Here is a 22,139-nt window from a genome sequence, read left to right on the forward strand (position 1 = left end):
TTGCAAACCCGTATAATCTGCGTCCAATTCTACACAATCTGTCGCAACTTAATTTCACGCACGGATTAAAAAGGCTGTAAAATTCTTTTCAATAAAATTTAAACAAATACTTATACTTTTACGATTTCTACCCTGCGGTTCTTTGCTTTATTCTCCTCACTGTTGTTATCCGTGACAGGCTTATCAGCTCCCCAACCTTTGGTTTGTAATCTTGTCGCATTTATTCCTTTAGAAGTTAATGCAGCTTTTACGGCATTTGCTCTGTCTTCAGAAAGTTTTTTATTGCGAGCGGCAATACCGCTGTTATCGGTATGTCCTTCAATAACGATCTTAAGACTAGGATTATTCGTTAGTAATTTTTGGATTTCATCAACAATCGGTAAGGATTCTGTTTTTATTGTGGTTTTATCCGTGTCGAAATTTATGTAAAGCGCTATATGTCCTTTAGTATCAAGTTCGTTTTTTATAGCCTCTGCTTTGATAAGAGAAGCCGTCATTTTAAATGGTTTTGTTTCCAGAACCATCCATCCGGCAGAAACAGCATCATCACCGGGCGTAAGTTGTACCCAAATGTTTTTGTCGGCACGGCGAATCAGATAAGTTGTGGTAACGGCACTTGCCATAAATCCATAACCATTCATATATTTTACACGGTTATTATCCGGAACGGTATGAGAGGAGTCTACCGGTACTTTCATTTGAGACACCTTTACACCATCAACACTTTTAATTAACTCTTCTAAATTTCGTGCTACTTCAAGATCGCTATACGATTTTCCTTCTTTGGCCTTAATTCGGGCATAGAAAATTTTCCCCTCCGGTTTTTCAAAATGGTCTTTTACCCAAAAATAAGCAACATCAAAGTCAGAAGTATTATCTTTTGGATTGCCTTCATAATTTTCAGGCAGATTAAAATAAGGGAAAGCACCAAGAGGTTTGTCTGAAACAGGGACCGAATTAATGTCGAATTGATTAGCGGAACTTGCTGCAGCAGGTTTCTCAGCAGTTGGGGGCGATACCAGAGAATCTGCGGTATCGGTCAGATCATTCTGCTTTTTATTAGAATTGCATGCAAAGGTTATGCACGCAATTAGGGCTAAGGTTAAGGTTTTGATTTTCATATTGGTTCGTTTTTTGAAAATCAAAGATAATAAAGTGAGGAGATTTTAACAAGAATACAGGTCTTGAAAATGTTGTTTTTTGATGTGTAATTGTTTAATAGAGTGGCGGTTGTGGTTTTTATGATTTGCTAGCTCTTTGTTTTTTGTAGGTCGTCTTACCGATGGTAGTGTTTTAGTGGTGCATATACCTTAATAGTATTGGAATCACCCGGGACCTATTCTTAGAACAACTCCAATTGATCCGGTAGTAATCTAAAAGACATGCGATGGTATTTGGTCGGGCCATATTTTTTGATGGCTTCGCGATGTTCTTTAGTAGGATAACCTTTGTTCTTTTTCCAATTGTACATAGGAAACTCTTCGTGAATTTGATTCATATATTCGTCACGATATGTTTTAGCTAAAATGGAGGCAGCGGCAATACTTAAGAATTTAGAATCTCCTTTTATTATACTTTGATTTGGAATAGACTTTAATAAGGCTATTTCAGTTTTAGAGAATTGTTTTCCGAAAGTATTTTTTAAACCCAGTTTTGCATTCAAAGCACGATTACCATCTACAATAATAAATTCCGGGGTTTGATTTAATTTTAAGATACATTCCTGCATACCTTTCATGGAAGCGTTCAAAATGTTTATTTCATCAATCTCTTTCGGATGTAAGTGTGTTACAGAAAAGCAAATGGCCTCCAGTTCTATAATCGGTTTTAGTTTCTCTCTGACTTTTTCAGATAACTGTTTACTATCATTTAAAATGGAATTGCAAAAATCAACAGGCAGAATTACGGCAGCTGCAGTTACAGGACCAGCCAAACAACCTCTTCCAGCTTCGTCTGTACCAGTTTCAAAAGTAAATCCGGAGAAATTTTTTTCAAGCATTTTGATGTTTTTTTTCAACGACAAATATTGTAATTTTTTTTTATAGATTTTGTAAAATTACCGTTCGGATTTCGTAAAAATATACAAAATGTAAGTATTTGATTTTTAGTGATATATAGTTAAACGCTAGCGATATAGCGCCCTGTAGCATGTTTTTAAATTGTTAAGTTTTATTTTTTTATTAAATGAAATAATGTTAATATTTAGGGTAAAATCTTGTGAAAAGCACGTATAAATACCTCTTTTTGCGGTCAATATTGATGTATTGTTAATCATTGTGTATAAGTTTTGTTAAAAATGTTTTGCTATTTTAAGAAATAATTAAGATGTTTGCGCCATACTAATTCAAAACAAATTAAAATGAAATTAAAATTACAATGGATTTTTACGCTATTAGTAGCGTTGTCTATGCAGTTTTCTTTTGCACAAGAGCGAACTGTATCCGGAAAGGTATCTGACCAAACAGGTGTCATTCCAGGAGTGAATGTTGTTGTTAAAGGAAGTAAGGTAAGTACTTATACTGATTTCGACGGAAGTTATTCAGTAAAAGCAAAAACAGGAGATGTTTTAGTTTTCTCATACGTAGGTTTGAGTAACAAACAAGTGACTGTTGGAACTTCAAATACTTTAAACGTTAGTTTAGAGTCTGAGGCTCAAATAATGAATGAAGTAGTTGTTGTAGCTTACGGAAAAGTTAAGAAAAGCAGCTATACTGGATCTGTTTCTTCTGTAAAAGCAGAGCAGATTGAAGACAGAGCTTTAACGAACGTTTTATCTGGTTTAGATGGTGCTACATCTGGAGTTCAGATTCAAAGTTCAGCTGGTCAGCCAGGTTCAGCTCCTGCGGTACGAATCAGAGGATTCAGTTCTATCAATGGTTCTAACACGCCTTTGTATATTGTTGATGGTGTTCCTTTTACAGGTGATATTAGTAGCATCAATACTACAGACGTTGAAAGTATGAGTGTTTTAAAAGATGCAGCATCTACCTCTTTATATGGATCAAAAGCAGCTAATGGGGTAATTATTATTACTACTAAAATTGGAAAATCTAAAAAGGATAAATTTACATTGAATGTTAGTCAGGGTTTATCTACTAGATCAATTCCTGAATATAGTAGAGTAAGTGCACAGCAATATTACCCATTGACATGGGAAGCTGTTAGAAATGCTCAACCAATGGGAAATCCTACAGAGATTGCTGCTGCTAATCTTTTTGCGACGAATAATGTTAAAAAACTTTTGGTTGTTAATCCATTTAACGTTGCTGACAATAATATTGTAGGGGTAGATGGACAATTAAATCCTAATGCCAGCTTATTATATCCTAATGACTTGGATTGGGAAAAAGCACTTTCAAGAGCAGGTGTGAGAAGAAGTGTTGATTTCTCTTATCAAGGAAGAAGTGAAACTTCAAATTATTTTGTGTCGTTGAGTAACTTAAATGAAGAAGGGAATATTATAAATTCTGATTATGAAAGAACTACGGCTCGTATTAATGTTACTTCAAAATTTAAAGAATGGTTTAAAACAGGATTAAACTTATCTGGAGCTCTTACTGAATCTAAACAAGCGGTTAATGGTGTTACCAGTAGTTCATCTTTTGTAAACCCTTTTAGATCGATTAGATATATGGGACCAATTTATCCTATATTTGATCATAATGCTGATGGTAGCTATATGTTAGATGACGCTGGTAATAAGGTTTATTCTACACTAAGAGGTGAGGGAGCTTCAACTGGTAGAAATATAGTTTACGAAACTTTAAACAATAAAGATGTTGATAGATCGATCTCTTTATCTGCTAGAACTTTTGCCGAATTTAAGATTTCTAAGGATCTTAAGTTCACCACGAATTATGCAATTGACAAACGATCTGTAAATAATTCAACTTATACAAACAAAGTAATAGGTGATGCTATTGGATTAGGAGGAGCATCTAAAGAGGACAATGTTTATACTGGTGTTACTTTTAATCAAATTTTTGATTATTCAAAATCTTTTGGTTCACATAATTTAACTGCATTGCTTGGACACGAAAGTTTTGATTATGAAACTACCTATTTAGATGGGACAAAAAGAGGACAGGTTGTTAATAATAATGATGAGTTGATTAACTTTACTACAGTAACCAATTTAACGTCTTATACAAGAGGTTATGCTACAGAATCTTATTTCTCTAGATTAGGATATGATTATGATGGTAAGTATTTGTTATCTGCGTCATATCGTAGAGATGGTTCTTCAAAATTTGCTAAAGATAATCGTTGGGGAGATTTTTGGTCTTTTGGAGGAGCTTGGAATATTTCAAAAGAGAATTTCTTAGTTAATAGTTCTTGGGTTAATGATTTGAGAATTAGAGGGTCTTTTGGAGAAGTAGGTAACGATTCTCATATTGATTATGATGCTTTATCATATTATGTAAACCAGCCAACTTATTCATTAGGTTTTGATAATGGTAGTGCAGGAGGTATTCTTGCTGATGGTATTGGAGCGCCAAATTTAAAATGGGAAAAAAACACACAGGCTGATTTAGCTGTTGAATTTGCTTTGTTTAAAAACAGATTTAGTGGAAGTGTTGAATATTATAACCGTAAAACGGATGGTCTTATTTTTAACGTGCCTAACCCATTATCACTTGGATTAGACGATAGAGTTGAGAATATTGGTTCTATGTATAACCATGGTATAGAGATTTCTTTAAATGGGGCATTAGTAAAAACAGCAGATTTTTCTTGGGATCTTAATGTGAATGCTTCAACTATTCAAAATAAAATAACGTCGTTACCACAAAAGGAAATTATCAACGGATCTAAAAAATATTCAGTAGGTAGTTCTGTTTTTGATTACTGGTTAAGAGATTGGTACGGAGTAGATTCAGCAGATGGTTACGCGTTGTATACTTTAGATCCAAATTTAAGTAAGCCAGGAGCAACTGATGAGCGTGTTGTTAACGGAGTTAATGTAACAACAAACCAAAATAAAGCATTATATCACTATGCAGGTTCTGCTTTACCTGACTTGTTTGGTAGTTTTACAAACACATTTAAATACAAAGGATTAGAGTTAAGTCTTATGTTTACTTATCAGTTAGGTGGTAAAACATACGATACGAATTATGCAGCTTTAATGCATACAGGTAATCAATACGGATCAGCCTTAAGTACTGATATTTTAAATAGATGGCAGAAACCTGGAGATGTAACTGATGTTCCAAGATTAGACATCAATAGAAATACACAATCTTCTGCAGCTTCTGACCGTTGGTTGATTGATTCTGATTATTTATCATTCAGACAAGCAAATTTAGCTTATAACTTGCCTAAAAATTTAGTTGATAAATTAGGAATTGATAATATGAGATTTTTTGTAAATGGAGAGAATTTAATTCTTTTTACTAAGAAAAAAGGAATGGATCCAACCCAAAATTTTAATGGTACAACTACAAACAGATTTTCTCCTTCAAGAGTTGTGTCATTAGGACTTAATTTAAACTTTTAATTTTAAATGATTATGAAAATTAATTTATCAAAATATTTAATAGCAGCTTTTTCGGTGCTGATATTAGGATCATGTTCAAGTGATTTTTTAGAAAAAACACCAACTGAACTTATAAGTGAAGACGCTGCTACAGCAGATGCAGATGCTTTGACATTGGCTATAAATGGTATACATCGTTCGATGTATATGCGTTACGAAGACCAAAACCAAATGGGTGCTGGAGGTGTTATGCAACAAATGGATATTGCCGGAGATGATTTGGTTTATCCAGCAAGTAATGGTTGGTATTTAAGTGTTTACAACTGGACTGCAGTAATAAACGAAAATTCAGCAGAGATAAAATTTCCATACAGAACATTTTATAGAATCATTAGAAATGCAAATGCAATTATAAATAATGCTGATGCAGCTACGGGTTCTCAGACAGTTAGAAACATGGTCAAAGGGCAAGCACTTTTGTATAGAGCTTTTGGACATTTTCAATTAGTTCAAATTTATGCGAAAAGATATGTAAATGGAACTAATAATAGTCAAGATGGTGTGCCATTAGCCTTGACAACTACAGACATGGTAGGAAGATCTTCTGTTGAGGATGTGTACAAGCAAATCAATAAGGATTTAGACGATGCTATGGTTTTGTTAGATGGGTATAAAAAACCTGATAATTCAAATTTAGATTTATCAGTAGCAAATGGTTTAAAAGCTCGTGTGAATTTAGTACAAGGTAACTGGGCTGTTGCCGCAGATTATGCTGCAAAAGCAAAAGTAGGTAAAAGTCTGATGTCAATTGCTGAGTATACAAAAGGATTTAACGATTACACTAACGTAGAGTGGATGTGGGGTAGTGATATTATTGAACTTCAAACAGAATATTTTGGAAATTTCGGTGCTTATATGTCTCGTAATTTTAGTTCGTCAGTAATTAGAGCCTCCCCTAAAGCAATTAATAGTAAATTGTACAATCAAATTCCTGCAACTGATGTGCGTGCTGCTTTATTTAGTAAAACTGGAGAACATCCAACTTTAAACTTAGCAGGTTTTAATAAGTACCCTTATACTAGCCAAAAATACTTAGCAGTAAGTACTGGAGATAGTAGATGTGATGTTCCTTACATGCGTGTTGCAGAGATGTATTTGATTGAAGCTGAAGCAAAAGCAAGATTAGGTTCTGCAGATGCAGCTCAGGTTTTATTTAATCTTGTATCAAAAAGAGACCCGGCTTATGTTTTATCGGCAAAAACTGGTCAAGCTTTGGTTGATGAGATTCTTTTTCAAAGAAGAATTGAATTATGGGGAGAAGGATTTAGATTTTTGGATCTAAAAAGAACTAATTCAGATTTAGATAGAACTGGAGCTAATCACAGTACAATATTTACTGGTGGTGTTTTATCTGTTCCTGCATCAGATAAAAGATGGCAATGGCTTATCCCTCGTGCTGAGATAAACGCTAACCCATTAGTGAGACAAAATGAACTATAATCATTTTTTATAGATTATATAAGGAACTGCCCAATTAAGTTTGGGCAGTTTTTTTTTGCCCAAAATTCAGCTGTAAAATTCTTTAGGTTTTAGTATGAAAATAAAACGTTTAAATTTTAGTTTATAAAGTCTGACAGAGTGAGTTTTGTTTTTTTTACCTGATTAATTTGAATATTTGCAGTTTCAATGATTTTATATCCTATCCGTTTGGAATTTGGAATTTAAAAGTTTGGAATTTCTTTCGTGCTATTAGCTAATGTATTGCTATAATTTCAAGTGTTTTTTTATTTATACGGTTTAATCTTTTACCTTTGCTCCACAAATTTTTGCCTAAATAATTATTTATAAAGTTATCAAATGAGAATATTCTTTTTTCTATATCTAGTGGTAGTGCCAGCAGTGTTGTTTTCTCAGACCAAGCCTATTGCTAAAGACAATTTGGATATGAATACAAAATATTCAAGTATTACAGATACCGTAAAAAAGAAAAAAGCCAAGATCGCGACTATAGATCAATATCAAATTATCACGATTGAGCATGATACAACTTATGCCGATACTTCGTTAACGTTGAAAAACGCGTACAAGCATAATTACCTTAGAAAGGATAGTTTTGGACTTTTGGCATTCTCTAATATTGGACAGACGTATAATACTTTGCAATACAGTTTAACAGATTTTTCACCCTATCCGGAATTTGGTTTTAAAGGGAAACATTTTAATTTTTTAGAGGCCAATCAAATTAAGTATTATTCAGTAGCAACACCTTTGACAGAGTTGTTTTTTAACAGCACTATTAATAAAGGTCAGAACGTAGATTCATTTATCACACTAAACACCTCAAAAAATCTTAATTTCTCTATTGCATATAGAGGATTGCGTTCAGAAGGAAAGTACATAAATCAGTTGGCAAGTACAGGAAATTTTAGGTTTACAACCAGTTATTTTACAACCGATAAAAGATATGTTTTAAATGCGCATTATACCTATCAGGATATTTTGAATGAAGAAAATGGAGGAATAACAACTCCTGCAGATTTTGAAAGTGGCGATCAAAATTTTAAGAACCGCCAAAGATTGCAGGTTTACTTACTTGATGCGGAATCTTTTTTGAAAGGAAAGCGATTGTTTTTTGATCACGCTTTTAGGATTAACCCGAAAGAAGGAAATAATAATGCCTATCTAACGCATCAATTTAATTACGAAAACAAATTTTACGAATACAATCAGGCTACTGTTACTTCTACTGTTGATAATAAGCCTGTAAATAGATTTGGAGATTCTTATGTAACCAGTGGTATAAAAGACCAGACCCGTTTTGAGAAATTGTACAATAAGGTTGGCCTTACCTATGAGAATTCGCTTTTAGGAAAGTTTAATTTTTTTATTGACGACTACAGATCGAATTACGAATACAACAGAGTGATACTTGATAACAGTGGAGTTGTTGCAATTCCAAACAATCTTTACAGACAGATAAATAATGTTGGAGGACAGTACGAATATCAGAAAAACAAATGGAACGGCCGTTTTTTATATTCCAGATCAATCACCAATCAGTCGCTTTCTGATTTAGATGCCAAATTAAGATATGATCTAAATGAAAAGATCAAATTTGATTTCAGGTATCAGAATATTAATAAATTGCCTAATAATAATTACGACCTGTACCAAAGTAGTTTTATAAAATACAACTGGTCTAATAATTTTAAAAACGAAAAAATAAATTCGCTTAGCGCTAATGTTTTTACACCATGGTTAAATGCCGAGGTTCAATATTCAGTTCTAAAAGATCATTTGTATTTTAAAGATGAGTCCAATGCTGTAGAAATTGCCGCTCAAACTCAGATAGTGAGACCGTATCAGTACGGTAATGCAATTAATTATTTGTCTGTAAAAGCAAGTCGTGAGTTTAAATTTGGACCGTTTGCTTTAGACAATACATTATTATATCAAAAAGTAGAACAATCGGATTTAATTTTAAATGTACCTGATTTTGTAACCAGAAATACATTTTACTATTCAGGTTATTTTTTCAAGAAAGCATTATTTATGCAAAGCGGAATTACATTTAATTATTTTACTGAATATTTCGGTAATAGCTATAATCCTGTTATCGGTGAATTTTTTGTTCAACAAAATAAGAAGATTGGAAACTATGCCAACTTTGATTTTTTTGTGAACGCCAGAATTCGTCAGACGCGATTTTATTTTAAAGTAGAACACTTTAATGCTGCTTTTTCTCAGAGTAACTATTATTCAGCTCCTAATAATCCATATCGTGATTTAGCGATTCGATTTGGTTTAGTTTGGAATTTCTTCCAATAGAATTTTAGACTCTTTATTAATTTTAAAACCAAATATTAAATTTAAATAAAATGGACTTTTCAAAAAATATTTTAGAGACAATTGGTAATACACCATTGGTAAAACTCAACAAAATTGTTGCTGAAATTGATGCGTTAGTATTGGCAAAAGTCGAAACTTTTAATCCGGGGAATTCTGTAAAAGACAGAATGGCCGTAAAGATGATTGAAGATGCTGAGGCCGATGGTCGCCTAAAACCAGGAGGAACCATTATTGAAGGAACTTCCGGAAATACCGGAATGGGACTTGCTCTTGTAGCAATTATAAAAGGTTACAAATTAATCTGCGTGATCTCTGACAAACAGTCAAAAGAGAAAATGGATATTCTTCGTGCTGTTGGAGCAAAAGTGGTAGTTTGTCCTACAGACGTAGAACCTACGGACCCACGTTCTTATTATTCGGTTTCAAAGCGTTTAGCAGAAGAAACTCCTAATTCCTGGTATGTAAATCAATACGATAATATGTCAAATTCTTTGGCGCATTATGAACAAACCGGACCTGAAATCTGGAAACAAACCGATGGTAAAATCACGCATTTTGTGGTTGGAGTAGGAACGGGTGGTACCATTTCAGGAGTGGGTAAATTCTTGAAAGAGAAAAACCCGAACATCAAAATTTGGGGAATTGATACCTATGGTTCTGTTTTTAAAAAATACCACGAAACTGGTATTTTTGATGAAAACGAAATCTACTCTTATATCACAGAAGGAATCGGTGAAGATATTTTGCCTAAAAATGTTGATTTTTCTCTAATCGACGGATTCACCAAAGTAACAGATAAAGACGCAGCTGTTTATACCAGAAAAATTGCTCTTGAAGAAGCTATTTTTGTCGGGAATTCTGCCGGAGCTTGTATAAAAGGATTGTTACAGCTTAAAGAACACTTTAAGCCGGATGATGTAGTTGTGGTGCTTTTTCATGATTCAGGAAGTCGTTACGTAGGGAAAATGTTTAATGACGACTGGATGCGTGAACGTGGATTCTTAGAAGAAAATATAACAAAAGCAGAAGATGTAATCAAAGACCATATTGACAAACAATTAATTGTTGTTCGTACAGAAGAATTGGTTTCACATGCTATCGAGCGTATGCGCAAGTACAAAATTTCGCAAATTCCAGTTGTAGATATTAATGGTTTTGTTGGTTCTGTTGATGAAACAGATTTATTCAGAAGTTATGTGGCAGACAAAAATGTAGCCGAAAAACCAATAAAAGAAGTAATGGGGAAACCGTTCCCGATTGTAAAATTAGGAACTCCAATTGAAGAAGTTTCACGATTATTTACCAAAGAAAACGATGCTGTTTTAGTGGATTTAGGAAATGGCAATCACCATATTATTACCAAATACGATATTATTGGGTCTATAAAATAATAACCTAGTTCGTAACTTTGTAATCCATAGATCTAATTTGTAAAGATTAGATTTATGGATTTTTTTTAGTTTTAAAATAAAATGAATATGAATTTTACTGCCATAGATTTTGAAACGGCAACTGCTTACCATCCTTGTTCTGTTGGAATCGTAACGGTACAAAACGGGATAATTGTAGACGAGTTTGTTACTTTGATAAAACCTCCCAATAATGAATACAATCCGTTCACCATTCGTGTACATGGAATTTACCCGCGAGATACCGTAAATGCAAAATCATTTTTGCAAGTCTATCCGGAAATCGAAAAAAGATTAAAAAATAGAGTAGTGGTAGCGCATAATGAAAGTTTCGATCGTAATGTTTTATTTAAATCAATGGCGCTTTATGGCTTAGATTATGAAGAGCTCAATATTGCCCCACGTTGGGAATGTACAGTGAAAATATATAAAGCAAAAGGAATAAAGCCCACGAAATTAAGTGATTGTTGCCGGGAAATGAACATTCAGCTGAGCCATCACGAAGCACTTTCTGATGCACGGGCCTGTGCTAAATTATATCTGTTGAAATAATTTAAGTTACATTTGTAAGATTAATACTAATTTTTGTTTATTTTTAGGCTTGTTTATGAATTAATATAAAGCCCTAAAAATGAAAGAAGAATTTCTTCATTACCTGTGGAAGTTTAAGAAATTTGAAACCTTAAATTTAAAGACGACTCAAAATGAGCCTGTAACAATTATTAAGTCAGGAGACTATTTGGGACTTTCGGGACCTGATTTTTTTAATGCTCAAATTATAATTGGAAAGCAAAAATGGGCTGGGAATGTCGAAATTCATCTAAAATCATCCGATTGGTATGTGCACGGTCATGAAAGCGATATTGCTTATGAAAATGTAATTTTACATGTAGTTTGGGAGCACGATACGGCAATATTTCGGGTAGATAATACTGAAATTTCTGTTTTGGTATTAAAGGATTATGTTTCGTCAGAAATACTAAATAATTATGAGCTCTTAACTAAACCAAAGTCATGGATTCCCTGTGAAAGGGAAATTGCTCGGATTGATGAATTTGTTTTCAAAAATTGGCTGGAACGTATTTTTTTTGAACGATTAGAACGCAAATCTGAACTTGTTTTTAGTTTTTTGAAGGAAAAAAATCAGGATTGGGAAGCCGTTCTATTCTGTTTACTGGCTAAAAATTTTGGTTTGAATATAAATGGAGATTCTTTCTTTCAAATCGCCAAGTCAATTCCGTTTTCAATTGTGAGAAAAGAAGGTTTCGAAACAGAAAATCTGGAAGCTTTGTTTTTTGGAATTTCGGGTTTGCTGGATATGGAGAATGAAGATGTTTATTTTACCGATTTAAAAATCAGATATTTTTATCTAATTAGTAAATACCAGTTACCGAAAGTGTACATTGACCCACTTCAGTTTTTTAAACTTCGTCCGGATAATTTTCCGACCATTCGACTTTCGCAATTAGCGGCCTTATATAAAAAACATCAAAACTTATTCACTGCAATAATTGAAGTAAAATCGATCAAAAAGGTGTATGAATTGTTTGCTGTTTCCTCCACTTTGTACTGGCAGAATCATTACCAGTTCGATAAAGAAAGTCCTAAAAAAGTAAAAACAGTATCGAAATCATTCATAGATTTAATAATTCTAAATACAATAATTCCGCTACAATTTGCTTACGCGGAAAAGAGAGGAGAATTTATTTCAGAAGATTTAATTGATTTTATGAAGGAGGTTACTCCCGAGAAAAATTCGATTATTGATAAGTTTGAATCCTTCGGAGTAGTATCAAACAGCGCTTTTGATACACAAGCGCTCTTGCAACTCAAAAAAGAATACTGCAATCAAAATGCCTGTTTAAAATGCGCAATCGGAATAGAATTATTAAAAGGCAATTAGAAAACAGGTTCGTTATATATTTTTGTACTTTTGTCTAAAGTCAACAATCTAAAATTAAAAACCAACCCATGTCAGCAATAGTAAAACTTAAATTCTTTTTTGAAAAATATGGTTTTCATGTCTCTTCAAGATTGGCAGATAAATTAGGTATGCGGGTAACTAGCGTACGGTTGTTTTTTATTTATATTTCATTTGTGACTGTAGGCTTGGGTTTTGGAGTTTATTTAACTCTGGCATTTTGGATAAGACTAAAAGATTTAATTAGAGCAAAACGAACTTCCGTTTTTGATTTATAAGCATAAAAAAACTCCAAATTAAATTTGGAGTTTTTTTATGAAATAGTATGCTGAAAACTATTCTGTTTTATTCAGTTTTGATCTTTTCTTGCTATAGCCAAAATAAACTAATATACCGATAGCCAACCATCCCAGTGAAAGTAATTGAGCATCTATACTTAAGTTAATCATTAAGTAAGTATTGATTGAAATACCAAGAACTGCAATTACAGGTAAAGCTGGTACTTTAAAAGTTCTGGTTAATTGAGGTTGTTTAACTCTCAAAATCCAAACTGCAATACAAACCATTGTAAAGGCAAATAGAGTACCGAAGCTAGTCATATCCGCTAATTTGTTGATTGGCGTAAAAGCAGCAACAATTGCAATAATACCACCCAAGATCATTAAGTTGGTTTTTGGTGTTCCTGAAATTGGGTTAACTTTAGAGAACACAGAAGGAATTAAGCCATCTTTAGACATTCCAAGGAAAATTCTTGATTGTCCCATGATCATTACCATTAAAACTGAAACCAAACCAACAGTTGCAGCAATAGTAATTATTAAACCTGCCCAACCTTGTCCTGCAATATCAAATGCATAAGCAACCGGTGCTTTTATAGCCTCAGGATATTTTCCTAGTGGGTTAAAATCTTTATAGTTCATCATTCCTGTTAGTACTAAAGAAACAAGAATATATAAGGTAGTACAAATTAATAACGAAGCAATAATGGCAAATGGAACGTCCTTTTTAGGATTAATGGCCTCACCAGCTTGAGTAGAAACAGCATCAAAACCTACATAAGCAAAGAAAATTGCTGCAGCTCCAGATACAATTCCGCCAATTCCGTAAGCATTATGTGTAGTTTCTTTTTCAATAATTTGAGTTGCTGCCGGAATAAATGGATGCCAGTTAGCAGTATTGATGAAGAAAAGCCCTGCAATAATTACAAATATTACAGCAGAAACTTTAAGAATTACAATCATATTGTTAGCTTTTGCTGCACTTTTTGTTCCTTTAATAAGGATTGAAATAACAAAAAGAACGATACAGAAAGCAGGTAGATTCATAGAGAAACCTTCTCCTGTATAACTGCTAGGATCTGTTGTAAGCCATTCAGGGAGGTGAATATGAAACATTTTGAGTAATTTATTAAAGTAGCCCGACCAGGAAACGGCGACCGTCATTGATCCCATGGCATACTCGAGGATAAGCCCCCAACCGATAATCCAGGCGAAAATTTCTCCAATTGTACCATAGGCATAGGCATAAGCAGAGCCTTCAACAGGTAAAATAGAAGCGAACTCAGAATAACAAAGAGCTGCAAAAACACAGGCAATACCTGCAATAATGAAGGAAACGGCTAGTGCTGGTCCTGCATGGTAGTAAGCTCCGGTACCGGTAAGAACAAATATTCCTCCACCAATAATGGCTCCAACTCCAATGGCAGTAAGGCTCCATTTTCCTAAAACCCTTTTTAAATCACTTTTCTTCATATCAGCTTCAAAAGCCGATATTGGTTTAACTCGCATAATTGACATACTATAATCGTGGTTTATTGTTATTAAGTTCCAAATGTATCGTTTTTTATAAAAAATAAAAACAATTATGTAATATTAAGTGACAAAATCTTCACTATTTATATAAATCGCACTTAAAGTATCCGTTAATGCTTGAAATCATTAATTAATTCTATGAAGGCATTTAAGCAGAAAAAAGACCTTAAATTAAATTTGTAAGATTTTTCTTTTAAAATTAAGCGTTTTTAATTAATTTAGGCTTATAATAAAGTATAAAGTTTTAGGTGAATAGGAGTTTTATGACGTTAGTAAGGTATTTTAAGTTTACAAATCAGCAACGAACCGGAATTTTTTTGCTTTTTGGAGTAATAATAGTGTTGCAAATGATTTACTTTTTGGTAAACTTCACGGAACTCGAAAAAAAAGTTCCCGAAAAAGAACAGTGGATGTCTTTGCAGCCTGAAATTGATTCCTTAAAAATAGAAAAATACGAGAACAAGCGACAAGTCTATTTGTTCAATCCTAATTATATGTCAGATTACAAAGGGTATAAATTAGGCATGTCTGTTCAGGAAATTGACAGGTTGATGGCTTTTCGTAAAGAAAACCGCTATGTAAATTCGGCTGAAGAGTTTCAGCAGATTACAAAAATTTCAGATTCGTTGTTAAATGTCATTTCGCCTCTTTTTAAATTTCCGGAATGGGCAAGCAATAAAAAAAGAGTTGTTGGGAATAAGAGGGACTTTAATAAAAGTGAAAAATATGGTAATTCAACCTTTGTAAAAAAAGTGAAGAGTGCAGTGATGGATCTTAATTTAGCGACTCAGGAAGATTTAATTAAAATTTATGGAGTTGGTGATGCATTATCCTTACGAATACTCAAACAGAAGAAAATCTTGGGCGGATTTGTTTCAATGGAACAATTAAAGGAAGTTTGGGGGCTTTCACCCGAAGTGATTAATGAATTGAATGTGCATTTTAAGATTTTTGAAATCCCCAAGCTTAAAAAGATTGCAATAAACAAGGTCTCTTTAAAAGAATTATCCCAGTTTCCTTATTTTAAATTTGCATTAGCAAAACAAGTCATTACCTATAGGAGTATGCATGGAGATTTTAAGAATATTGAGGATTTAGCAAAAATTAACGGTTTTCCTGTTGAAAAAGCAAAAATAATTAGTTTATATTTGGAGTTCTAAAATTAAACTGACCACTATGAATTTTGATTATAACGAAACACAATTAATGATTGCGCAGTCAATAAAGGAATTTGCGGACAAAAACATCAGACCTAATATAATGGAATGGGATGAAGCGCAAACTTTCCCTGTTGCCTTATTTAAAGAATTAGGAGAAATGGGATTCATGGGCGTTTTAGTTCCTGAAGAGTATGGAGGAAGTGGCTTAGGGTATCACGAGTATATTACTGTTGTAGAAGAAATCTCAAAAGTAGATCCTTCTATTGGATTATCCGTTGCGGCGCATAATTCATTATGTACAAATCATATTTTGACTTTTGGAAATGAAGAGCAAAAGAAAAAATGGTTACCAAAATTAGCAACTGCGGAATTTATAGGAGCCTGGGGTTTAACAGAACACAATACAGGTTCTGATGCCGGAGGGATGAATACCACTGCCGTTAAAGATGGTGATTTTTGGATTGTCAATGGTGCTAAAAACTTTATCACACATGCGATTTCAGGTGATGTTGCTGTTGTGATTGTTCGTACAGGAGAAAAAGGCGATTCAAAAGGAATGACGGCTTTTGTTTTTGAAAAAGGGATGCCTGGATTTACGTCTGGCAGAAAAGAAAATAAATTAGGAATGCGCGCCAGTGAAACAGCTGAGTTGGTTTTTGACAATTGTCGTATTTCTGATGCTAACCGATTAGGAGAAGTGGGCCAGGGCTTTGTTCAGGCAATGAAAATATTAGATGGCGGTAGAATCTCTATCGGAGCTTTGTCACTTGGAATTTCCAAAGGAGCATATGAAGCAGCATTAAAATATTCAAAAGAAAGACATCAGTTTGGGCAACCTATTAGTAGTTTTCAAGGTATCTCTTTTAAATTGGCTGATATGGCAACAGAAATTGAAGCTTCAGAATTGTTGTTACATAAAGCAGCTTTCTTAAAGCAGCAGCACAAACCGGTTACGACAAGCGGAGCTATGGCAAAAATGTATGCCTCAGAAGCCTGCGTTAAAATTGCAAACGAAGCAGTTCAAATTCATGGAGGTTATGGATATACTAAAGATTTTCCAGTTGAGAAATTCTATCGTGACTCTAAATTATGTACGATAGGAGAAGGAACGACTGAGATTCAGAAAGTAGTAATTGCCAGAAATTTGCTGAAAGAATAGAATTTATAGAGTAAAGAGAATAGAATATAGAGTAGGTTTTGTTGGTCTAAGTTAGGATTGACGTAGCTTGAGTCTGTTTTCTATATTCTATTCTCTCTTTTCTTTTATTTAAAGAAAAATAATTCATAATTTATAACTGATAACTCATAATTAATAATTACTTTTGCAGCCTTAACGAGAGGAGGTGTCAATATTATGTTAATTATACCAATTAAAGACGGAGAAAATATCGATAGAGCATTAAAGCGCTATAAAAGAAAATTTGATAAAACAGGAACTGTTCGTCAATTAAGAGCACGTACTGCTTTTATTAAGCCTTCTGTAATCAAAAGAGCTCAAATTCAAAAAGCGGCTTACATTCAAAACATGAGAGATGGTTTAGAAAGTTAGTAGTAGCTTATCAAAATAATTACCGTTAGCGGTCAAAAATATATTTTTTTGATGCTAACGGTTTTTTTATGCCTAATTTTGAGATTGTCGAATTTTCGACATGATCCTTTTTGAGTGACTTTTAGATTAGCTTCAGAAAAGTTTGTCGTTCAGATTTGGAATTTGGAATTTCAAAGATTGGAATTTTATTTCAACTTGTGCTTTCGAATAGTTTTGGGTTAAGGTCAGAAAAGTTTGTCGTTCAGATTTGGAATTTGGAATTTCAAGGATTGGAATTTTATTTCAACTTGTGTTTTCGAATCGTTTTGGGTTAAGGTCAGAAAAGTTTGTTGTTCAGATTTGGAATTTGGAATTTCAAAAATTGGAATTTTATTTCGACTTGCGTTTTAAATAGTTTTGGGATTAAGGTTAGAAAAGTTTGTCGTTCAGATTTGGAATTTGGAATTTCAAAAATTGGAATTTTAATTCCCTTTAGTTTCTGGTTTTTTCGAGGAGCAAATTAGGTGTGATATATAACGGTGGTTTTGTATGAAAACAAATAAAGAAGCATTTCGTGATTATCTGCAATTAGAGAAAAAATATTCCCTTCATACGGTTAATGCGTATCTGGGTGATATCTCATTTTTTGAAATTTTTAATCAGTCTCAATTTGAACAGGAGAATATAGAGCAGGTTCATTACGGTCAAATTAGAAGTTGGATTGTCTCTTTGGTAGATCAGGGTGTTTCTAATGTTTCTGTGAATAGAAAAATGGCTTCTCTGCGAGCTTTTTATAAGTTCCTTTTAAAAACAAAACAAATAGAAGTAAATCCGATGTTGAAGCATAAGGCTTTGAAAACGCCTAAAATTGTTCAGATTCCATTTTCTGAAAAAGAACTTGTTGATTTGATGGAGGAGGTTAGTAGTCCGATTGGTTTTGAGGAGATCAGGGACAAGCTTGTTGTGGAGTTGTTTTATGCAACCGGAATTCGAAGAGCGGAGTTGATTAATTTGATGGTCTCTAATGTGGATTTGTCTTCAGGGGTGATAAAGGTTTTGGGGAAAAGAAATAAAGAGCGTATAATTCCGGTTCTTCCTGTTGTTTTAGGGCAGTTTGAGTTGTATTTGAAGGAAAGATCTTCTTTAGAGAAAATAGTGGATCAGAATTATTTTTTTATTTCAAGGAAAGGGTTAAAATTGAGTGAATCTTTTGTGTATCGTTTAATAAATTCATACTTTAGTAGGGTCTCTGAAAAGGTAAAAAAAAGTCCACATGTCCTCAGGCATACTTTTGCGACTCACTTATTAAATAACGGAGCGGATTTGAATTCAGTTAAAGAATTATTAGGGCATTCGAGTTTGGCGTCTACGCAAGTTTATACTCATAATAGTTTGGTAGAGTTGAAGAAAGTGTATGGTGACGCGCATCCGAGAAATAAATAATAGTTCTTAAATGTTTAACCCTAAAATTTATATTATGAAGGTAGATGTTCATGCAGTTAACTTTACTGTTGACAGAAAGTTGGTAGATTTTATTCAGGAAAGAATGGATAAGTTGGAAAAATACTACGATCGAGTGGTTTCGGCAGATGTTTTTTTGAAAGTGGAAAGAACAAGTGATAAGGAGAATAAGGCGGTAGAGATAAAGATTAATGTTCCTGGGGATGATTTTTTGGTTAAAAAGCAGTGTAAAACGTTTGAAGAGGCGATTGAGCTTTCGGCAGAATCTTTAGAACGATTGCTTGTAAAGAGGAAAGAAAAAATTAGAACACATATATAATTGAATTTAATTGAAATTTTTTTCAAAAAATGTTTTGATTAAAGGATAAATTAGCTACATTTGCAGTCCGTTAGAAATAGCGGACTTTTTTAATGAGTTTGCCAGCGTAGCTCAGTTGGCTAGAGCAGCTGATTTGTAATCAGCAGGTCGTGGGTTCGAGTCCCTCCGCCGGCTCTAAAAAAGTTTCAAATGCGATTTGAAACAGGTTCTTTTAAATTATTGAAAAAAGTATTTATGATTAGAGAAAGATTTTAGGTTTTAATCTAAAATCAGAAGTCTAAAATCATAAATTATTTCGGGGAGATACTCAAGCGGCCAACGAGGGCAGACTGTAAATCTGCTGTGTGAACTTCGCAGGTTCGAATCCTGCTCTCCCCACAAAAAAAAGAAGTTAAGATTTCGGGTTGTAGGTTAAGGATATTGAAAGTCTTAAATCTAAGATTCAAAAATCTAAAATCAGAACTCTCTGCCGACTTAGCTCAGGGGTAGAGTGCTTCCTTGGTAAGGAAGAGGTCACGGGTTCAATTCCCGTAGTTGGCTCAAGTAAGTAGGAAATTGAAAATTAATATATAACTAAGATTAAAAATTAAGTAAAATGGCAAAGGAGAATTTTAATCGTTCCAAACCGCACTTAAACATAGGTACAATTGGACACGTAGATCACGGAAAAACTACATTAACTGCAGCAATTACAAAAGTATTGTCTGACGCTGGTTACTGTCAAGCTAAATCGTTTGATCAAATCGATAACGCTCCAGAGGAGAAAGAAAGAGGTATTACTATTAATACATCACACGTAGAGTATGAAACAGCTAACCGTCACTACGCTCACGTTGACTGTCCAGGTCACGCGGATTACGTAAAGAACATGGTTACTGGTGCTGCTCAAATGGACGGTGCTATCTTAGTAGTTGCTGCTACAGATGGTCCAATGCCACAAACTCGTGAGCACATCCTTTTAGGTCGTCAGGTTGGTATTCCAAGAATGGTTGTATTCATGAACAAAGTGGATATGGTTGATGATGCTGAATTGTTAGAGCTTGTTGAAATGGAAATTAGAGATTTATTATCTTTCTACGAATATGATGGAGATAATGGTCCTGTAGTTCAAGGTTCTGCTTTAGGAGGATTGAATAATGATCCTGCTTGGGTTCCTAAAATTATTGAATTAATGGAAGCTGTTGATGCTTGGATCGAGGAGCCAATCCGTGATACTGCAAAACCTTTCTTAATGCCTGTTGAAGATGTATTTACAATTACTGGTCGTGGAACTGTTGCTACAGGTCGTATCGAAACTGGAATTGCTAATACTGGAGATGCAGTTGAAATCATTGGTATGGGAGCTGACAAATTAACTTCTACTATTACAGGAGTTGAGATGTTCCGTAAAATCCTTGACAGAGGTGAAGCTGGAGATAACGTAGGTTTATTGTTAAGAGGTGTTGATAAAGAATCTATCAAAAGAGGAATGGTTATCATTAAGCCAGGATCAGTAAAACCACACGCTACTTTCAAAGCTGAGGTTTATATCTTGAAAAAAGAAGAAGGTGGACGTCACACTCCATTCCATAATAACTACCGTCCACAGTTCTACGTACGTACAACTGACGTAACAGGAGTTATTACTTTACCAGAAGGAGTAGAGATGGTAATGCCAGGAGACAACTTGACAATTAATGTTGCTTTATTAAGCCCAATCGCAATGAGCGTTGGTTTACGTTTCGCTATCCGTGAAGGTGGTAGAACTGTAGGAGCAGGTCAGGTGACTGAAATCGTAGGATAATCCTATAAAATTATAAGAAGCCAGTTGATTTTCTTAACTGAAATCACTGGCTTTTAATTACGGGCGTAGTTCAAGGGTAGAATAGCGGTCTCCAAAACCGTTGATGGGGGTTCGAATCCCTCCGCCCGTGCAATAAAAAATATATCAAATGACAAAAGTTACGAATTATTTATCAGAGGCTTTCGAAGAGTTAAAGTCAAATGTTACTTGGCCGGCTTGGGCTGAGGTTCAGAAATTGACAATTGTTGTGGCTGTATTTTCGATACTGTTTGCTTTGGCAACATGGGGAACAGACGAATTTTTTGCAAAAGCTTTAGCTGGATTTTTTAACTGGTTAAAAGGATAATTTTTTTGTGATGGCAGATAATAATGTGAAAAAATGGTACGTAGTTAGAGCTGTAAGCGGACAAGAAAATAAAGTCAAAGCTTATATCGAAACTGAGATTGCCAGATTAGGTATGGGTGATTATGTTTCCCAAGTTTTAGTACCTACAGAAAAAGTAGTTACCGTAAAAGAAGGAAAGAAAATGTCTAAGGATAAAGTTTATTTCCCTGGATATGTTATGATCGAAGCCAACTTGGTTGGTGAGATACCTCATATTATTAAGTCAATTACCAGTGTAATTGGTTTTTTAGGAGAGATCAAAGGGGGCGAGCCTGTTCCATTGAGACTTTCTGAAGTAAATCGTATGTTAGGAAAAGTAGATGAGCTTGCTGTAAATACAGATACTCGTGCAATTCCGTTCAACTTAGGAGAAACTGTAAAAGTGATCGATGGTCCTTTTAACGGATTTAACGGTACGGTTGAGAAAATAAACGAAGAGAAGCGTAAACTTGAAGTAATGGTTAAGATTTTCGGAAGAAAAACACCATTGGAATTGAGCTTTATGCAAGTTGAAAAAGTATAATTTTTGTTACATCTATAATAACCACTATAATTGCTTCCTATGATTATGGTGTTAAATTTTTTAAAAAATGGCTAAAGAAATTAGTAAGGTAGTTAAACTACAAGTTAAGGGAGGTGCTGCGAACCCGTCGCCACCGGTTGGACCTGCTTTAGGAGCTGCTGGGGTTAATATCATGGAGTTCTGTAAGCAGTTCAATGCTAGAACACAAGATAAACCTGGCAAAATATGCCCAGTACAAATTACTGTGTATAAAGACAAATCATTTGATTTTGTTGTAAAAACTCCTCCAGCTGCTGTCCAATTATTGGAAGCTGCAAAGCTAAAGTCTGGATCAGGTGAACCAAATCGTAAAAAAGTAGCTAGCGTTACTTGGGACGTTATCAAAGCAATTGCTGAAGATAAAATGGTAGATTTAAATGCATTCACAATCGAATCTGCAATGAGCATGATCGCTGGAACTGCTAGATCTATGGGTATAACTGTATCAGGAGATGCTCCTTTTTAATTAAGA

19 protein-coding genes and 4 tRNA genes are annotated in these 22,139 nt (G+C 34.1%); 20 read left to right on the plus strand and 3 right to left on the minus strand.

Going from position 1 to position 22,139, the window contains the following annotated elements:
• Positions 1-110: 110 nt before the first annotated feature.
• Positions 111-1,121, minus strand: coding sequence for an OmpA family protein (locus tag ACHRV3_RS09120; protein ID WP_395434023.1), 1,011 nt, complete (start codon positions 1,119-1,121; stop codon positions 111-113).
• 221 nt (positions 1,122-1,342) lie between these two features.
• On the minus strand, positions 1,343-1,999 hold the full coding sequence (locus ACHRV3_RS09125; protein WP_395434024.1) for a ribonuclease HII: 657 nt from the start codon (positions 1,997-1,999) through the stop codon (positions 1,343-1,345).
• A 360-nt stretch (positions 2,000-2,359) separates the two neighbouring features.
• On the opposite strand from ACHRV3_RS09125, the gene ACHRV3_RS09130 reads away from it, so the two are divergent.
• The 7 genes from ACHRV3_RS09130 (at position 2,360) to ACHRV3_RS09160 (ending at position 12,936) form a co-directional block, all read left to right on the plus strand.
• Complete coding sequence (locus tag ACHRV3_RS09130; RefSeq protein ID WP_395434026.1) at positions 2,360-5,500, plus strand: SusC/RagA family TonB-linked outer membrane protein; 3,141 nt, start codon at positions 2,360-2,362, stop codon at positions 5,498-5,500.
• Between the two features lie 6 nt (positions 5,501-5,506).
• Positions 5,507-6,979: a RagB/SusD family nutrient uptake outer membrane protein gene (locus tag ACHRV3_RS09135; protein WP_395434028.1), complete on the plus strand. Its 1,473-nt coding sequence runs from the start codon at positions 5,507-5,509 to the stop codon at positions 6,977-6,979.
• A gap of 357 nt (positions 6,980-7,336) precedes the next feature.
• Positions 7,337-9,307, plus strand: a complete 1,971-nt coding sequence (locus ACHRV3_RS09140) for a putative porin (protein ID WP_395434029.1) — start codon at positions 7,337-7,339, stop codon at positions 9,305-9,307.
• A gap of 50 nt (positions 9,308-9,357) precedes the next feature.
• Positions 9,358-10,719, plus strand: coding sequence for a pyridoxal-phosphate dependent enzyme (locus ACHRV3_RS09145; protein ID WP_047777929.1), 1,362 nt, complete (start codon positions 9,358-9,360; stop codon positions 10,717-10,719).
• Positions 10,720-10,806: 87 nt separating this feature from the next.
• Positions 10,807-11,289, plus strand: coding sequence for a 3'-5' exonuclease (locus tag ACHRV3_RS09150; protein ID WP_047777927.1), 483 nt, complete (start codon positions 10,807-10,809; stop codon positions 11,287-11,289).
• A 79-nt stretch (positions 11,290-11,368) separates the two neighbouring features.
• Positions 11,369-12,640, plus strand: a complete 1,272-nt coding sequence (locus ACHRV3_RS09155) for a DUF2851 family protein (RefSeq protein WP_395434031.1) — start codon at positions 11,369-11,371, stop codon at positions 12,638-12,640.
• A 68-nt stretch (positions 12,641-12,708) separates the two neighbouring features.
• A complete protein-coding gene (locus tag ACHRV3_RS09160; RefSeq protein ID WP_047777924.1) occupies positions 12,709-12,936 on the plus strand; it encodes a PspC family transcriptional regulator in 228 nt (75 codons plus the stop codon).
• 57 nt (positions 12,937-12,993) lie between these two features.
• On the opposite strand, the gene ACHRV3_RS09165 is transcribed toward ACHRV3_RS09160, so the two are convergent.
• Positions 12,994-14,454 (minus strand): APC family permease, encoded by a 1,461-nt coding sequence (locus ACHRV3_RS09165; RefSeq protein ID WP_047777922.1) that lies wholly within the window; start codon positions 14,452-14,454, stop codon positions 12,994-12,996.
• A 362-nt stretch (positions 14,455-14,816) separates the two neighbouring features.
• Here ACHRV3_RS09165 and ACHRV3_RS09170 point away from each other — a divergent pair, with 362 nt between their 5' ends.
• The 13 genes from ACHRV3_RS09170 to rplK all read left to right on the plus strand — a co-directional run bounded on the left by ACHRV3_RS09170 (position 14,817) and on the right by rplK (position 22,133).
• Positions 14,817-15,629, plus strand: coding sequence for a ComEA family DNA-binding protein (locus tag ACHRV3_RS09170; protein WP_395442780.1), 813 nt, complete (start codon positions 14,817-14,819; stop codon positions 15,627-15,629).
• A gap of 16 nt (positions 15,630-15,645) precedes the next feature.
• Positions 15,646-16,788: an acyl-CoA dehydrogenase family protein gene (locus ACHRV3_RS09175; RefSeq protein WP_047777919.1), complete on the plus strand. Its 1,143-nt coding sequence runs from the start codon at positions 15,646-15,648 to the stop codon at positions 16,786-16,788.
• 195 nt (positions 16,789-16,983) lie between these two features.
• Positions 16,984-17,178 carry a 30S ribosomal protein S21 gene (gene rpsU / locus ACHRV3_RS09180; RefSeq protein WP_026985791.1) on the plus strand — a complete coding sequence of 65 codons (195 nt, stop codon included), beginning with the start codon at positions 16,984-16,986 and terminating at the stop codon, positions 17,176-17,178.
• Between the two features lie 528 nt (positions 17,179-17,706).
• A complete protein-coding gene (locus ACHRV3_RS09185) occupies positions 17,707-18,600 on the plus strand; it encodes a tyrosine-type recombinase/integrase (RefSeq protein WP_395434033.1) in 894 nt (297 codons plus the stop codon).
• 34 nt (positions 18,601-18,634) lie between these two features.
• Complete coding sequence (gene hpf / locus ACHRV3_RS09190) at positions 18,635-18,937, plus strand: ribosome hibernation-promoting factor, HPF/YfiA family (RefSeq protein ID WP_041517713.1); 303 nt, start codon at positions 18,635-18,637, stop codon at positions 18,935-18,937.
• A gap of 100 nt (positions 18,938-19,037) precedes the next feature.
• Positions 19,038-19,111, plus strand: a tRNA-Thr gene (locus ACHRV3_RS09195).
• A gap of 123 nt (positions 19,112-19,234) precedes the next feature.
• Positions 19,235-19,315 (plus strand) — tRNA-Tyr (locus ACHRV3_RS09200).
• A gap of 90 nt (positions 19,316-19,405) precedes the next feature.
• Positions 19,406-19,477: transfer RNA gene (locus ACHRV3_RS09205), tRNA-Thr, on the plus strand.
• 55 nt (positions 19,478-19,532) lie between these two features.
• Positions 19,533-20,720 (plus strand): elongation factor Tu, encoded by a 1,188-nt coding sequence (gene tuf / locus ACHRV3_RS09210; RefSeq protein WP_047777914.1) that lies wholly within the window; start codon positions 19,533-19,535, stop codon positions 20,718-20,720.
• A 59-nt stretch (positions 20,721-20,779) separates the two neighbouring features.
• Positions 20,780-20,850 (plus strand) — tRNA-Trp (locus ACHRV3_RS09215).
• Between the two features lie 18 nt (positions 20,851-20,868).
• The gene (gene secE, locus ACHRV3_RS09220; protein WP_047777913.1) at positions 20,869-21,066 is read left to right on the plus strand and encodes a preprotein translocase subunit SecE; all 198 of its coding nucleotides are present in this window, start codon (positions 20,869-20,871) and stop codon (positions 21,064-21,066) included.
• Positions 21,067-21,076: 10 nt separating this feature from the next.
• Positions 21,077-21,628 carry a transcription termination/antitermination protein NusG gene (gene nusG / locus ACHRV3_RS09225; protein WP_029273444.1) on the plus strand — a complete coding sequence of 184 codons (552 nt, stop codon included), beginning with the start codon at positions 21,077-21,079 and terminating at the stop codon, positions 21,626-21,628.
• Positions 21,629-21,695: 67 nt separating this feature from the next.
• A complete protein-coding gene (rplK, locus tag ACHRV3_RS09230; RefSeq protein ID WP_007807442.1) occupies positions 21,696-22,133 on the plus strand; it encodes a 50S ribosomal protein L11 in 438 nt (145 codons plus the stop codon).
• The last annotated feature ends 6 nt before the right edge of the window (positions 22,134-22,139 follow it).

It is taken from the genome of Flavobacterium sp. FlaQc-49 (genome assembly GCF_044005985.1).
Classification (GTDB): Bacteria; Bacteroidota; Bacteroidia; order Flavobacteriales; family Flavobacteriaceae; genus Flavobacterium; species Flavobacterium cupriresistens.

What these genes read in the sequence shown, in the direction of transcription:
- ACHRV3_RS09120 (WP_395434023.1), bottom strand. Translation starts at nt 1,121, where the DNA reads ATGAAAATCAAAACCTTAACCTTAGCCCTAATTGCGTGCATAACCTTT.
- ACHRV3_RS09125 (WP_395434024.1), bottom strand. Translation starts at nt 1,999, where the DNA reads ATGCTTGAAAAAAATTTCTCCGGATTTACTTTTGAAACTGGTACAGAC.
- ACHRV3_RS09130 (WP_395434026.1), top strand. Translation starts at nt 2,360, where the DNA reads ATGAAATTAAAATTACAATGGATTTTTACGCTATTAGTAGCGTTGTCT.
- ACHRV3_RS09135 (WP_395434028.1), top strand. Translation starts at nt 5,507, where the DNA reads ATGATTATGAAAATTAATTTATCAAAATATTTAATAGCAGCTTTTTCG.
- ACHRV3_RS09140 (WP_395434029.1), top strand. Translation starts at nt 7,337, where the DNA reads ATGAGAATATTCTTTTTTCTATATCTAGTGGTAGTGCCAGCAGTGTTG.
- ACHRV3_RS09145 (WP_047777929.1), top strand. Translation starts at nt 9,358, where the DNA reads ATGGACTTTTCAAAAAATATTTTAGAGACAATTGGTAATACACCATTG.
- ACHRV3_RS09150 (WP_047777927.1), top strand. Translation starts at nt 10,807, where the DNA reads ATGAATTTTACTGCCATAGATTTTGAAACGGCAACTGCTTACCATCCT.
- ACHRV3_RS09155 (WP_395434031.1), top strand. Translation starts at nt 11,369, where the DNA reads ATGAAAGAAGAATTTCTTCATTACCTGTGGAAGTTTAAGAAATTTGAA.
- ACHRV3_RS09160 (WP_047777924.1), top strand. Translation starts at nt 12,709, where the DNA reads ATGTCAGCAATAGTAAAACTTAAATTCTTTTTTGAAAAATATGGTTTT.
- ACHRV3_RS09165 (WP_047777922.1), bottom strand. Translation starts at nt 14,454, where the DNA reads ATGTCAATTATGCGAGTTAAACCAATATCGGCTTTTGAAGCTGATATG.
- ACHRV3_RS09170 (WP_395442780.1), top strand. Translation starts at nt 14,817, where the DNA reads ATGATTTACTTTTTGGTAAACTTCACGGAACTCGAAAAAAAAGTTCCC.
- ACHRV3_RS09175 (WP_047777919.1), top strand. Translation starts at nt 15,646, where the DNA reads ATGAATTTTGATTATAACGAAACACAATTAATGATTGCGCAGTCAATA.
- rpsU (WP_026985791.1), top strand. Translation starts at nt 16,984, where the DNA reads ATGTTAATTATACCAATTAAAGACGGAGAAAATATCGATAGAGCATTA.
- ACHRV3_RS09185 (WP_395434033.1), top strand. Translation starts at nt 17,707, where the DNA reads ATGAAAACAAATAAAGAAGCATTTCGTGATTATCTGCAATTAGAGAAA.
- hpf (WP_041517713.1), top strand. Translation starts at nt 18,635, where the DNA reads ATGAAGGTAGATGTTCATGCAGTTAACTTTACTGTTGACAGAAAGTTG.
- tuf (WP_047777914.1), top strand. Translation starts at nt 19,533, where the DNA reads ATGGCAAAGGAGAATTTTAATCGTTCCAAACCGCACTTAAACATAGGT.
- secE (WP_047777913.1), top strand. Translation starts at nt 20,869, where the DNA reads ATGACAAAAGTTACGAATTATTTATCAGAGGCTTTCGAAGAGTTAAAG.
- nusG (WP_029273444.1), top strand. Translation starts at nt 21,077, where the DNA reads ATGGCAGATAATAATGTGAAAAAATGGTACGTAGTTAGAGCTGTAAGC.
- rplK (WP_007807442.1), top strand. Translation starts at nt 21,696, where the DNA reads ATGGCTAAAGAAATTAGTAAGGTAGTTAAACTACAAGTTAAGGGAGGT.